This is a genomic window from Nitrospirota bacterium (assembly GCA_037386965.1).
Lineage (GTDB): Bacteria > Nitrospirota > Thermodesulfovibrionia > Thermodesulfovibrionales > JdFR-86 > JARRLN01.
This window is the reverse complement of the sequence record JARRLN010000069.1, coordinates 1-11,777: the sequence shown is the minus strand read 5'-3', so window position 1 is coordinate 11,777 and position 11,777 is coordinate 1. Positions and strand designations below refer to the sequence as shown.

Sequence of the window (11,777 nt, the reverse complement as noted above, 5' to 3'; positions counted from 1 at the left end):
TTTGAGCTATGGGATTCCTTTATGACAAAGGTGCGTCCCTCTGGATGGACGCGGCACTTTATTTCTTCACGGCACTCCTGGCCTTTCTGCTCCTGGTGGAATTCCTCAAGGAGTGGCGCGTGCTCTACCGCGCGGGAGCGGAGCACCCCGTCGTGCTCATCCTCAAGAGAACTCTGGGCCGCGTTCTGGGCCCGGTGGCGGACCTCGTCTCACGGGGAGCGGACCCCCTGGCGGCCAGGAAGCTCCTGGGGCGGCCCGTCTGGATTTTCTGGGACGTCCGGTGGTCTTCCTACGGCATAAACTCCGGCAAGCTGAGGGACGTCCTCCCCCGGGAGGACGGGGAGCAGGCCCTTCTCATTCAGCTCTCCCGGCCCATCAAGGTCTATTCCGGCACCAACCCCGTCAGAATAAACGCCATCCTCTTCGAGCCCTCGGCCGGCTCCCTGAGCCCGCTGCGTTACCGCATGAGCTCCGTCAGGGGAAAGATAGTCCCCGCAGGAAACCCCGAGGAGTTCGCCCGGGTCCTGGGCGCAAAACATCTGGTAAGCTGCCGCGTGGCGTTTCTTTAATGCCCCCGGGGATTCGGGCGGCGGCCCGAAGGAGGCAAGGGCGGTTCAGCGGCCCCGGGCCCCGGGCTTGTGATGCCCGTGGTGGGTGTCCTTCTTGACGGTGCTGGCCTGGGGGCCTTTCTCCCCCTCTTCCTCCTCGAAGCGCACTTCGTCGCCCACCCGGAGGCTCTCGAAACCATCCAGGACGCTGTTCTTGTGGAAGTATATCTCCCTGCCCCCGAACTCCCGGATAAAGCCGTAACCCCCTTCGGGAAAGAGCTTCGCCACCGTGCCGTGGGGATGGGCCTCGTGGGTCTTTATCTCGTGGCGCTCCACCCGGGAGTACTCCTCCAACTGCCGCTCGGCCGCCTCGAAGCTGTCCTTGAGGGCGATGAAGATGTCTTCGTGGGCGTGGCGGCGGGGGTGCTCCCTGGTGACCACCAGCTTTCTCCCCGGCACCAGAAGCTCCACCTGGATGTGATAGAGGTTGCCCTCGCCGTGGCGCCTGTGGGGCTCGTCCACGACGACGCGGCAGCTCAACATGCCCGCGTAATAGCGGTCGAGCCTCTCCGCCCTCTTGGCTATCTCGGCCTCCACGGCCTCGCTCTTGAGGCCCTCCCGCTTGTAGACTACCTCCACCGGCACCGGCATAATAATGATGCTATCAAGCGCCAAACCCCCTGTCAACACCGGCCAGCCGGCAGGCCACGGCCTGTCCGATAGAACCTTGGAGCGACCTACTCGTGGAAACGTTTGGACAACGTTTCAATCGTGATAAAAAAAGGGGACTGGTCCCTCTCCAACGTCATTCCCCGACTTGATCGGGGAATCCAGTCTTTTCAAGGATTTCCGGATTGTCCGGTCAAGCCGGACAATGACAGATACATTTGAGACGCCACACTATCTGCGGCAGCGTTTTTTAAGAAGCATTTCAATATGAGAGGAGAAAGGGGGACTGGTCCCCGGGACTGGTCCCCCGGGCGCGGCCCGGAACGACAGGCACGGCCTGAGCGATAGGACATTGAAGCGGCTTGCTCGTGGAAATGCTTAGGAAACGTTTCAACGTTGGCGGAAGGTGAAGTGGAAGAGCCCTGCTGCCAGCGCCACGGAGAAGGCCAGGAGGAGATAGAGGTTGCCGTAGAGGGCGCCCTCTGGAGGGGTGAGGGGGTTCAGGGAAAAGCCCGTCGTCCCGAGGTCAAGGAGGCGGCCCAGGAGGGCCGCGCTCAGGGCCCCGGAGGTGAAGAAGAACATGTTGAACACCCCCATCCCGATGCCCGAGGGCACGGCCTTCCCGCGGCTTTCGCCGGAGAGTCCCGAGAGGGTCTCGGCCACGGCGTGGGCCACCGAGGATTGGGTGAAGGCGAACCCCACGTAGGAGACCACGAGGGCCAGGGCTACGCGCGAGGCGGGAAGGCCGGCCAGGGAGCTCAGGAGCAGAAAGCCCAGGACCAGGAGCAGGAGCCCCATGTAGACCACCGGCACGCTCCCCACCCGGTCGGCAAGCTTCCCTCCGGCCGTGCCCAGCAGAGCGGCGCTCAGAGCCCCGGGGAACATGGTAAGCCCTATGTCTTCAGCCCGAAGGCCGTTAAGGGCCCTGAGCATGATGGGCGTCACGAATATGAAAGCAAAGACCGTGCCCATGGCCAGGAAGGCCGTAAGCACCGCACCGAGGTACCGCCGGTTCCGGAAGACCGCGGGCGTGAGGAACTTCCCCTCCCCTCGCCGAATGTGAAGCCCGAAGAGCAGAAGGCAGAGGAAGGAGGCCGGAAGCAGCGCCCAGACGCCCTCGGTGACGAAGACCAGAAGGGCCGACACCCCGGCCCAGAGCAGAGCCGCGCCGGGAAGGTCGAACCGGCGCCCCTCTTTCTCCTCGTGGGGCAGGATGCGGCGGAAAAAGGGGATGGTTATCAGGGTGACGGTGCAGAGGAGAAAGAGATAGCGCCAGTGAAACATGCCCGTCACGTACCCGCCCAGGATGGGGCCGGCCCCGGAGGCCAGCGCCACCGTCGAGGCGAGCACGCCGAGGACCCGTCCCCTCAAGCCCGGGGGAAAGTAATGGGTGGCTACCAGCATGGACAGGGTGGGGACGGCCGCCCCGCCGCTGGCCTGAAACACCCGGCCCGCCACTACCAGGGGGTACCACCGGGCAAGGAAGCCCAGCAGGGAGCCCGCGCTCATCAGCACGAGGGCCACGGTGATGAGGGTCCTGACGGGATACAGGTCGGCCAGTTTTCCGTAGGTCACCGTGCCCACGGCAAAGACGATGATGTAGGAGGTCATCACCCAGCTCACCCCGGAGGGCAGAAGGCCGAACTGGGCCGCGATGTCCGGGACCGCGACGTTGAACGTCGTGCTGTTCAGGACAGAGAAGAAAACGACGAAGCCCAGAAGACGGGTGAGCCGCCGCTGCTCGGACGTGCGGGTGAGGGGGGCCCTGTGCTCCTTCATCCGGGGCGCCCGGCTACCTGCCCCTCAGGGAGTAGAGGCCCTTCAGAAGGAGGAGGAGCCAGGGGATTCCGTGCAGGAGGAGGTCGAACCAGTCCAGGGGCCTCACGAGCTTGCCCCGGAAGAGCATCTGGAGCTTCTCCCAGATGTGCGGGGGTTTGTACGGTGCCAGCCCCAGCGTAAGGCAGAGGATGATGACGATGTCCCAGGTGAGCTTCTCCATGAATTTTTCCATGCCGCCTATTATAGCGGGGGCGGAAGGGATAAATTCACCCGCCCGCCGCGAAGGCCCTCAAAAGGGCCGGGTCGAACCGCTCCGCCCAGCAACCGGGACGGCGGCGTTTCCTGAGGGCCCGGCCGAGCCGCGAGAGGAAGGCCCGGCGGGGGATTTCCCGCGCGCCCATCCTTTTCAGGTGTTCGGTACTCACCTGGCAGTCGATGAGGTCGAAACCCCATCGCTCCAGGTGCCCGGCCAGGGCCAGGAGGGCCACCTTGGAGGCGTCGCTTCTCAGGCTGAACATGCTCTCGCCGAAGAACGCCCCTCCCAGGGCCACCCCGTAAAGGCCTCCCGCCAGATGCCCGCCCGTCCAGGCCTCCACCGAGTGGGCGTGGCCCTGCTCGTGCAGGCGCGTGTAGGCCTCCCGCATCTCGCGGGTAATCCAGGTGCTCCCGTCCCTCCGCCCGTGCACGCCGGCACACGCGCCGATAACCTCGGCAAAGGCCCTGTCCATGCTCACGGCGAAGGCCCCTTTCCTCAGGGTCTGCCTGAGACTCCGGGAGACCTTGACCTCCCGGGGAAAAAGCACGAGCCGCGGGTCCGGCGACCACCACAGGATGGGCGTGCCTTCGGAGTACCAGGGGAATATCCCCCTGCGGTATGCCTCGAGGAGGCGCTTTACCGAAAGGTCGCCGCCCACGGCCAGAAGCCCGTCGGGCTCGGCCAGTTCCGGCGGCGGAAAGGCTATATCCTCAGAGAGCAGAAAGACCGGCATGGGATACATGCATTATACCCCGGGAGGCCGCACCAGAGGGCTTGACGGGAAAGGCATGCGTCTTATAAAGAAGTATGGCGCACGCGAAAGAAGGAAGGCCGGGAGAAAGAACGCTGCGGGCCGCCGCCCGGGGGCACCTGTGCCCCTTTTCACAAGAGCTTGAAACGTTACCGCAAGCAAGCCGTTTCAAAGCCTGGTCGCTCCAGGCTGTGCCTGGCGGGCCGCGCCCGCGCCCGCCTGGAGGGAGCCGGCGGGGAAAGAGTATAATTAATGGTGAAGCCGTTGAGGCTTTAAAGCGCGGTGGCCCAAGAGGGACGGGGGCTCTCCGGAAGGATGCCCTTTCATTGCCTCGGCCTTAATGAGCCCATAAGAAAATCGAATATCCCGTCGGCCCTTTCGGTCTTGACATGGGCGCGGGCAGGGGTTTATTATGGCTTTGGCGTTTTGACCCTCGCCACCGCTTTCTCAAGAAAAACAAGGTGGACATGGCATTAGCGACCTTTAAAGGCGGCATTCATCCGCCCGGCAGGAAAGAGCTTTCAAAGGCTCACCCGATAGAGCGGGCCAAGCCTCCCAAGCAGGTGGCCGTTCCTCTGAGCCAGCACATCGGCGCCCCGTGCAAGCCCGTGGTGAAGCCTGGAGACACCGTCAAGCTGGGCCAGGTGGTGGGAGAGGCGGAGGCATTTGTCTCCGCACCCGTACACGCCTCGGTCTCCGGCAAGGTCAGGGCCATCGCCGAGTACCCCAACCCCATGGGCCGCCTGGTGCCCTGTGTCGTCATCGAAAGCGACGGCGAGGACGCCTGGGTCGACCTGGTGGAGGACGCCGATTACCTCAGCCTCTCGCCCGAGAGGATAAAGGAGAAGATCAGGCAGGCCGGCATCGTGGGCATGGGAGGGGCGACCTTCCCCACGGCGGTGAAACTCTCTCCTCCCAAGGAGAAGCCCGTGGACGTGGTGATGCTCAACGGCGCGGAGTGCGAGCCCTATCTTACCGCGGACTACCGCCTGATGATGGAGCGGCCCGGGGAGGTGCTGGAGGGCCTGAAGATACTCATGCGCGCCCTGGGCGTAAAGAAGGGTTTTGTGGGCATCGAGGACAACAAGCCCGACGCCGTGGAGGCCATGAGGGAGGCCGCGGCCTCCCTGGCGGACGTGGAGGTCTGCCCCCTGGAGGTCAAGTATCCCCAGGGCGCGGAGAAGATGCTCATAAAGGCCATCACCGGACGGGAGGTTCCCAACAAGGGAGGGCTTCCCATGGACGTGGGCGTGGTGGTGCAGAACGTCGGGACGGCCTTGGCCATCCATAACGCAGTCCGTTACGGCAAGCCCCTCGTCGAGCGCGTTGTCACCGTCACGGGCCGGGGAGTGGCCGAGCCCAGAAACCTGATGGTCCGGGTGGGGACCATGGTCTCCGAGGTCATCGAGCAGTGCGGCGGCCTCACGGAGGCCGCCAAGGTCATCTCCGGCGGCCCCATGATGGGCTTTGCCCTTTCCACGCTGGAGATGCCCGTCACCAAGGGGACGTCGGGCCTGCTTGCCCTCACGGAGGGCGAGGTCGTCCATGCCCGGGACTTCAAGCCCTGCATCCGTTGCGGCCGGTGCGTGGACATCTGCCCCATGGGCCTCATGCCGTCCATGCTCAGCGTTCTCTCGGAGGCCGGCCAGTACGAGGAGTGCAAGGATTACAACCTGTTCGACTGTTTCGAGTGTGGCTCCTGCGCGTATGTGTGCCCGTCGAAGCGGCCCATCGTGCAGTTCGTGCGGCTTGCCAAATCCATGACCAAGCCCGGATAAGGAGAGAGATGGAAGCGGCCAAGAGCCCCAGAGAGCTTATCGTCTCCGTCAGCCCTCACGTCAAGAGCGAGGACTCGGTGGCGAAGATCATGTGGACGGTGAACCTGTCCCTGCTGCCGGCGTTCGCCGGCTCGGTGTACTTCTTCGGCTGGAGGGCCCTGTACGTCACCGCTCTGTGCATCGTGGCCGCCCTGTTCGGCGAGTGGCTGGTGGAGAAGCTCACCAGCCGTCCCATGACCCTCTCGGACGGAAGCGCGTTTCTCACGGGCCTGCTCCTGGGGATGAACCTTCCCCCCTCGTCCCCCGCCTACATCGCCATCATCGGCTCGCTCGTGGCGGTGATGGTGGCGAAGCAGATGTTCGGGGGACTGGGGTTCAACATCTTCAACCCGGCCCTGATGGGCAGGGCCTTCGTGCTCATCACCTGGCCCCGGGCCATGACCACCTGGACGGCCCCGGTGGCCAGCCTGGGCGCCGTGGACGCCCAGACGACGGCCACCCCCCTGGGGCTCCTCAAGGAAGAGGGGCTGCACAAGCTGCTGGAGGTCTTCGGGAGCAAGTCGGCGCTGTACATGCACCTGTTCGTCGGCAACAGGGCGGGAAGCCTGGGGGAGACCTCGGTCCTGCTTCTGCTTATCGGGGCGGCCATTTTACTTTTGAAGAGATACATCACCTGGCACATCCCCCTGTCCTTCGTGGCCACGGTGGGGGTGCTTACCTGGATATTCGGCACCAACCCCGAGACGGGCGGCCTGGCCCTCTTCGGCGGCGACCCGCTCATCCACCTCATGAGCGGCGGCCTCATCCTGGGGGCCTTCTTCATGGCCACCGACTACGTCACCGTGCCCACCATCAAGGCCGGGCAGGTCATCTTTGGCGTGGGCTGCGGCATTCTCACCGTCATTATCCGCCTTTGGGGCGGGTTCCCCGAGGGCGTGATGTTTTCCATCCTGCTCATGAACTGCTTCGCCCCCCTCATCGACCGGAGGATGCGCAGCCGCATCTTCGGGTACCGCAAGGTGGAGGCCGCATGACAACGAAAGACCTCATAAAAATCACCTTGAACCTGGTCATCGCCTACATCGTGGGGGGCGTGCTCCTGGGGTTCGTCTACGGCAAGACCTCTCCCATCATCTTCCAGAAGAACAAGGAGGAGAAGGAGGCCGCCCTCAAGCAGATGATGCCCATGCACCTCATCATGAACGTGCCGGAGGCCTACGTCCCGGAGGTCAAGAAAATCGTGCCGGCCCTGGGCCCCGTGGCCACCTCCCAGGCCGCGGACAACCAAGTGACGCTGAACGCCCGGGTCAATATGTACCAGGACACCCAGGAGAAGCTCATCAAGCGCCTGAAGAAGAAGTTCGACGCCCGGGACCTGGAGGAGTTCTCCGGAAACAAGGTCGAAAAGGCCGGCGACTGGGAGGTCCACGAACAGCACGCCGAATATTACAAAGTCTTCCGGGACGGAGCGCTCGAGGGGTACATCGTGCAGACCTTCGGAAAGGGATATTCAAGCTACATAAACATCCTGGTGGCCCTGGACCGGGACTTCACCGTGCAGAAGATCAGCATCCTTCATCATGCCGAGACCCCGGGGCTGGGCGACGATATCACACTGCCCTGGTTCAAGGACCAGTTCAGGGGCAAGGACATGGGGCATCTCGAGGTGATAAAGGGCGAGACGAAGGACAAGATTCAGGCCATCACCGGGGCGACCATATCCTCCCGGGCGGTGACCAACGCGGTGCGCGACGCCGTCTCGCTGGCTGAGAAAAAATTCGGAAGCGGCGCCGGGGCCGTCGCCGAGGGAGGGTCGTCCGATGGCCACTGACATGACCAACTGGCAGCTTATCAAAAACGGCATCTTCGCCGAAAACACCATCTTCAAGCTCGCCATCAGCCTCTGCCCGGCCATCGCCGTGACCAACAGCGTCAAGAACGGGTTCTTCATGGGCGTGGCCGTTCTGGCCGTGCAGACACTGGTCAACGGCACGGTGGGGGCCCTGCGCAACTACATCCACCCCCGCATCCGCATCCCCATCTTCATGCTCATCATCTCCGGCTGGGTCTCGGTCATCGACATGACCATGGCGGCGTTCGTCCGGGACGTCTACCGGGAGGTGGGGCTGTACATCGAGCTGATCGTGGCCTTCGCCTCCATCCTGGCCCACGCCGAGACTTTCGCGAGCAAGAACAAGACCGTCCCCAGCATCTTCGACGGCATCGGCATGGGCACGGGGTTTCTGGTGGCCCTGGTCATCATCAGTTTTTTCAGGGAGCTTCTGGGGAAGGGCACGGTCTGGAATTTCCCCATCGTGCACTTCAAGCCCATGCTCATCATGATTCTGCCCACCGGGGGCTTTATCGCCGTGGGCTTCCTCATCGGCTTTTTCAACTGGATTGAGATGCGCTTCTTCGGCGGCAAGGGCGCCACGAGCGGCGGCGGCCACCACTAAGGAGGAGACGGATGGGAGAGTTCAGCAAACTGTTTGAGCTGTTTCTGGCGGCCTCACTCATAAACAACTTCGTGTTCACGAGGTTTCTGGGGCTGTGCATCTTCTTCGGCGTTTCCAAGAAGATGGAGACCGCCGTGGGGATGAGCGTCACCTTTACGGCGGTGATGGTCATCTCGGCCGCCCTGTCGTGGCTTATCTGGACGTATGCCATGGTGCCCCTGGGGCTTCAGTTTCTGAAGATAGTCGTCTTCATCGGCGTCGTGGCCGCCTTCGTGCAGGCCTCCGACACCATCCTGAGGAAAATCTCCCCCGGGCTATACTACAAGCTGGGGGTCTACCTGGCCCTCATCGCCACCAACTGCATCATCCTGGCCGTCCCCCTCATCAACGCCGGGGAGCACTACAGCTTTCTGGAAAGCCTCGCCTTCGGCCTGGGCTCGGGCCTGGGTTTCGCCCTGGCCCTTATCATCATGGCCAGCATCCGGGAGCGGCTTGAGCTGGCCCAGGTGCCCCGGCCCTTCAGGGGCACGGCCATGGCCTTTGTGACGGCGGCCCTTATCGCGCTGGCCTTCACGGGCTTCTCCGGGCTCATCACCCTGTAGGAAAGGGCAGGGTTTTTATAGTAAAATATATAAAGGCCTTTTCGTAAGCGAGGGAGCACGCCATGCATGAAGCCCAAAGCATACTAAACGCCGTTATGGACATGGTCCACGCCGTGGGCCATCTGGTGCCCCAGGCCGGCGTGGGCGGGGGCATCGAGGCCAAGGAATCCGTGGACATGATTCCGCTGGTGAAGTTTACCCTGATATTCGTGGCCTCGGTGGCCGGCCTGTTCGGACTGGGGCTGGCGCTGACCGCACGGCGCTTCGCGGTGAAGATAGACCCCCGGATAGAGGAGGTCAAGGGAGTGCTGGCCGGCGCCCACTGCGGGGCCTGCGGGTACCCCGGCTGCGAGCAGTACGCCGAGGCGGTGGTCAAGAACCCCGACGTGCCGCCCAACCTGTGCACGCCGGGGGGCAAGAGGGCCACGGAGGCCGTGGCGCGCATCACCGGCAAGATACCGGAGGTCACCGAGCCCAAGTACGCCCGCGTCATGTGCCAGGGCTCATGGAGCAGGGCCCGGAAGGCCTTCGCCTACGAGGGAGTGGCCGACTGCCGGGCCGCGGTCCTGGCCGGCGGCGGGGACAAGTCCTGCCGCTACGGGTGCCTGGGCTACGGTACCTGCGAGAGGGCCTGCCCCTTCGGGGCCATCACCATGAGCGCGGAGCACCTGCCCGTCATAGACATGGGCAAGTGCACCGCGTGCGGCCGCTGCGCGCAGGCCTGCCCCAAGAACGTGATAGAGATACTCCCGGCGGGCAAGGCGGTCCTGGCCGCCTGCCACTCCACGGACAAGGGCGGGGTGGTCAGGAAGAACTGCGAGGTGGGCTGCATCGCCTGCGGCAAGTGCGTGAAGGTCTGCCCCTTCGACGCGCCCTCCATCGAGGACAACCTCGCCCGGATAGACCTGGAGAAGTGCCGGGTTTGCGGCCTCTGCGTGCCGCAGTGCCCCACGGGGGCCATCGCCGAGTTCCTGTCGCACAGGCCCAAGGCCTTCGTGACGGAGAAGTGCATCGGCTGCCAGAAGTGCACCAAGATATGCCCCGTGGACGCCCCCAGCGGCGAGAAGAAGAAGATGCACGTCATCGACCAGTCCCGGTGCATCGGCTGCGGCATCTGCACGGCCGCCTGCCCCGTACAGGCCATAGAGGGCACCTTCAACACCGCGGAGGTCATGGAGGCAGCCGCGGCCAAGAAGGCAGCCCGGGAGGCGGCCAAACAGGAGATTCCCCAGGAGGCCCCCGCCGCCTGAACGGTCCCGGAACGTGCCCGGAAACAAAAAGCCCTCCCGCATGGGAGGGCTTTTTTATGCGGAGGGTTTTACGCTTTGGGCGGCCGCTCCGGGGAGGGAGGCCTCTTTCGCCGCCTGAAGACCTCCCAGCCCAGGAAAAACCCGATGGCCACCCCCGCGCCCACCGCGCCCAGGAGCAAGAGGACACGGGAGAGCTGAAGCGACCAGGCAAGGAACTTCACTTCCACCAGGGCGGCGTTCTGGGCGATGAATACCGCGACCAGGAATATGAGGACTATGATAATCCAGCCCCGCGGCCCCATGGACACCTCTTTCGGGTTTTGGGAAAAATTATATGCCCCCACGAGGAGGAAGTAAAGACCGGGGGCACCAGTGCCTCTTTTTACAAAAGCTTGAAACGTTACCGCAAGCAAGCCGTTTCAAGGCCTGGTCGCTCCAGGCCGTGCCTGGCGGGCCGCGCCCGGGGGCACCAGTGCCCCTTTTCACAAAAGCTTGAAACGTTACCACAAGCAAGCCGTTTCAAAGCCTGGACGCTCCAGGCCATGCCTGGCGGGCCACGCCCGGGGGCACCAGTGCCCCTTTTCACAAAAGCTTGAAACGTTACCACAAGCAAGCCGTTTCAAGGCCCGGTCGCTCCAGGCCGCGCCTGGCGGACCGCGCCCACTCGCCTCAGAGGACTTCGCCGTGCCGCTCCATCATGAGCCGCACGCTTCTTTTGAAAACGGCGAACCAGGCCTCGTCCTCGGCCTGGCTGACCTCGGCGCCGACCACGAAGTCCTCCCCCTCCCGGGCGGCGTGCTTGACCACCACGGAGAGGCTCACCTCCGAGGACGGCGACTCCGGGATGCTCAGGAGGCACCGGAAGACCTCCCCCTCCCTCAGGGGCCGGTCGGTCCGGAGCTTCATGCCGTGCTCGCTGAAGTCCAGGAGCGCGGCCTCCTTGAGTCCCTCGGCCGTCTCGAGCTTGACGCCCACGTACTTGCCGTAGTAATCCGATGCCGGGTATCGGAGCTCCCGTCTGCGCTCCGAGATGGGGTAGTGCATGTTGAGGACCGGGACCAGCTCCTCCAGGCTGTCGATGACATAGTCGGCCTCCGCGAGGAGGCTGCGGTCCCGGTAGCCGTAGGTCACGGCCACCGTGGCCACCCCTGCCGCCCTGCCGGCCTCAATGTCCGTGGGGCTGTCGCCCACCATGAGGGCCTGGGCGGGGTGGACCCCGAGGGCGTCCAGGACGTACTGGACCGCCCGGGCGGAGGGCTTCTGCTCAGGGGGCGTGTCGCTGCCAGCGACGAGGTCGAAATACCCCGCCAGACCCAGCTTCTCCAGCAGCCTCACGGTCAGAGACTCCAGCTTGTTCGAAAGGACGGCCTTCTTGAGGCCGCCCAGCATCTCCAGGGTCTGCTTCACGCGGGGATAAGGGCGGGTGTAGTCGATGAGATGCGCCCTGTGGTACTCGAGAAACCGGCTAAGGGCCTCTTCCTTTTTGTCCCTGTTTTCCTCCCCCAGGGCCTTCTCAATGAGCCGCGGGAGCCCCTCGCCCACCATGGCTATCGTCTCCTGGACGGTGAGCGGGCCTCTCCCGTAGGGACCGATGGCGTCGTTCAGGGCGTTTGTGATGTCCCTGCCGGTGTCCACGAGGGTGCCGTCGAGGTCGAAGATGATGAGCTTTATGGGCATAGGGCATTATA

13 protein-coding genes are annotated in these 11,777 nt (G+C 64.0%); 7 read left to right on the top strand and 6 right to left on the bottom strand.

What is annotated here, in order from left to right:
* Nucleotides 1-44: 44 nt before the first annotated feature.
* Nucleotides 45-569 (top strand): hypothetical protein, encoded by a 525-nt coding sequence (locus P8Y39_10160; GenBank protein ID MEJ2192688.1) that lies wholly within the window; start codon nt 45-47, stop codon nt 567-569.
* Nucleotides 570-614: 45 nt separating this feature from the next.
* Here the strand turns inward: P8Y39_10160 and P8Y39_10155 are convergent, their stop codons facing one another.
* From P8Y39_10155 to aat, 4 genes are all read right to left on the bottom strand, one after another.
* Nucleotides 615-1,223, bottom strand: coding sequence for a cold shock domain-containing protein (locus P8Y39_10155; GenBank protein ID MEJ2192687.1), 609 nt, complete (start codon nt 1,221-1,223; stop codon nt 615-617).
* A 384-nt stretch (nt 1,224-1,607) separates the two neighbouring features.
* Complete coding sequence (locus tag P8Y39_10150; GenBank protein ID MEJ2192686.1) at nt 1,608-2,996, bottom strand: MFS transporter; 1,389 nt, start codon at nt 2,994-2,996, stop codon at nt 1,608-1,610.
* Nucleotides 2,997-3,009: 13 nt separating this feature from the next.
* Nucleotides 3,010-3,228 (bottom strand): RND transporter, encoded by a 219-nt coding sequence (locus tag P8Y39_10145; GenBank protein ID MEJ2192685.1) that lies wholly within the window; start codon nt 3,226-3,228, stop codon nt 3,010-3,012.
* A gap of 34 nt (nt 3,229-3,262) precedes the next feature.
* Nucleotides 3,263-3,985: a leucyl/phenylalanyl-tRNA--protein transferase gene (gene aat, locus P8Y39_10140; protein MEJ2192684.1), complete on the bottom strand. Its 723-nt coding sequence runs from the start codon at nt 3,983-3,985 to the stop codon at nt 3,263-3,265.
* Nucleotides 3,986-4,470: 485 nt separating this feature from the next.
* Here aat and rsxC point away from each other — a divergent pair, with 485 nt between their 5' ends.
* From rsxC to P8Y39_10110, 6 genes are all read left to right on the top strand, one after another.
* Nucleotides 4,471-5,781 (top strand): electron transport complex subunit RsxC, encoded by a 1,311-nt coding sequence (gene rsxC, locus P8Y39_10135; protein ID MEJ2192683.1) that lies wholly within the window; start codon nt 4,471-4,473, stop codon nt 5,779-5,781.
* Between the two features lie 8 nt (nt 5,782-5,789).
* Nucleotides 5,790-6,815 (top strand): RnfABCDGE type electron transport complex subunit D, encoded by a 1,026-nt coding sequence (locus P8Y39_10130; protein ID MEJ2192682.1) that lies wholly within the window; start codon nt 5,790-5,792, stop codon nt 6,813-6,815.
* Nucleotides 6,812-7,612 carry an FMN-binding protein gene (locus P8Y39_10125; GenBank protein MEJ2192681.1) on the top strand — a complete coding sequence of 267 codons (801 nt, stop codon included), beginning with the start codon at nt 6,812-6,814 and terminating at the stop codon, nt 7,610-7,612. Before P8Y39_10130 ends, P8Y39_10125 begins: the two co-directional genes overlap by 4 nt.
* On the top strand, nt 7,602-8,237 hold the full coding sequence (rsxE, locus tag P8Y39_10120; protein MEJ2192680.1) for an electron transport complex subunit RsxE: 636 nt from the start codon (nt 7,602-7,604) through the stop codon (nt 8,235-8,237). The genes P8Y39_10125 and rsxE overlap by 11 nt, the downstream gene beginning before the upstream one ends.
* Before the next feature lie 11 nt (nt 8,238-8,248).
* Entirely contained in the window at nt 8,249-8,839 is a 591-nt protein-coding gene (locus P8Y39_10115; protein MEJ2192679.1) for an Rnf-Nqr domain containing protein, read from the top strand.
* A gap of 62 nt (nt 8,840-8,901) precedes the next feature.
* The gene (locus P8Y39_10110; GenBank protein MEJ2192678.1) at nt 8,902-10,089 is read left to right on the top strand and encodes a 4Fe-4S binding protein; all 1,188 of its coding nucleotides are present in this window, start codon (nt 8,902-8,904) and stop codon (nt 10,087-10,089) included.
* A 68-nt stretch (nt 10,090-10,157) separates the two neighbouring features.
* Here the strand turns inward: P8Y39_10110 and P8Y39_10105 are convergent, their stop codons facing one another.
* The gene (locus tag P8Y39_10105) at nt 10,158-10,391 is read right to left on the bottom strand and encodes a lipopolysaccharide assembly protein LapA domain-containing protein (GenBank protein MEJ2192677.1); all 234 of its coding nucleotides are present in this window, start codon (nt 10,389-10,391) and stop codon (nt 10,158-10,160) included.
* Between the two features lie 367 nt (nt 10,392-10,758).
* On the bottom strand, nt 10,759-11,766 hold the full coding sequence (locus P8Y39_10100; protein ID MEJ2192676.1) for an HAD-IA family hydrolase: 1,008 nt from the start codon (nt 11,764-11,766) through the stop codon (nt 10,759-10,761).
* Nucleotides 11,767-11,777 lie beyond the last annotated feature (11 nt).

Excerpts from the sequence above, each read along its gene's own strand:
- P8Y39_10100 (MEJ2192676.1), bottom strand. The coding sequence starts at position 11,766 with ATGCCCATAAAGCTCATCATCTTCGACCTCGACGGCACCCTCGTGGAC.
- P8Y39_10150 (MEJ2192686.1), bottom strand. The coding sequence starts at position 2,996 with ATGAAGGAGCACAGGGCCCCCCTCACCCGCACGTCCGAGCAGCGGCGG.
- P8Y39_10115 (MEJ2192679.1), top strand. The coding sequence starts at position 8,249 with ATGGGAGAGTTCAGCAAACTGTTTGAGCTGTTTCTGGCGGCCTCACTC.
- aat (MEJ2192684.1), bottom strand. The coding sequence starts at position 3,985 with ATGCCGGTCTTTCTGCTCTCTGAGGATATAGCCTTTCCGCCGCCGGAA.
- P8Y39_10145 (MEJ2192685.1), bottom strand. The coding sequence starts at position 3,228 with ATGGAAAAATTCATGGAGAAGCTCACCTGGGACATCGTCATCATCCTC.
- P8Y39_10105 (MEJ2192677.1), bottom strand. The coding sequence starts at position 10,391 with ATGGGGCCGCGGGGCTGGATTATCATAGTCCTCATATTCCTGGTCGCG.
- P8Y39_10125 (MEJ2192681.1), top strand. The coding sequence starts at position 6,812 with ATGACAACGAAAGACCTCATAAAAATCACCTTGAACCTGGTCATCGCC.
- rsxE (MEJ2192680.1), top strand. The coding sequence starts at position 7,602 with ATGGCCACTGACATGACCAACTGGCAGCTTATCAAAAACGGCATCTTC.
- P8Y39_10160 (MEJ2192688.1), top strand. The coding sequence starts at position 45 with ATGGACGCGGCACTTTATTTCTTCACGGCACTCCTGGCCTTTCTGCTC.
- P8Y39_10110 (MEJ2192678.1), top strand. The coding sequence starts at position 8,902 with ATGCATGAAGCCCAAAGCATACTAAACGCCGTTATGGACATGGTCCAC.
- P8Y39_10130 (MEJ2192682.1), top strand. The coding sequence starts at position 5,790 with ATGGAAGCGGCCAAGAGCCCCAGAGAGCTTATCGTCTCCGTCAGCCCT.
- rsxC (MEJ2192683.1), top strand. The coding sequence starts at position 4,471 with ATGGCATTAGCGACCTTTAAAGGCGGCATTCATCCGCCCGGCAGGAAA.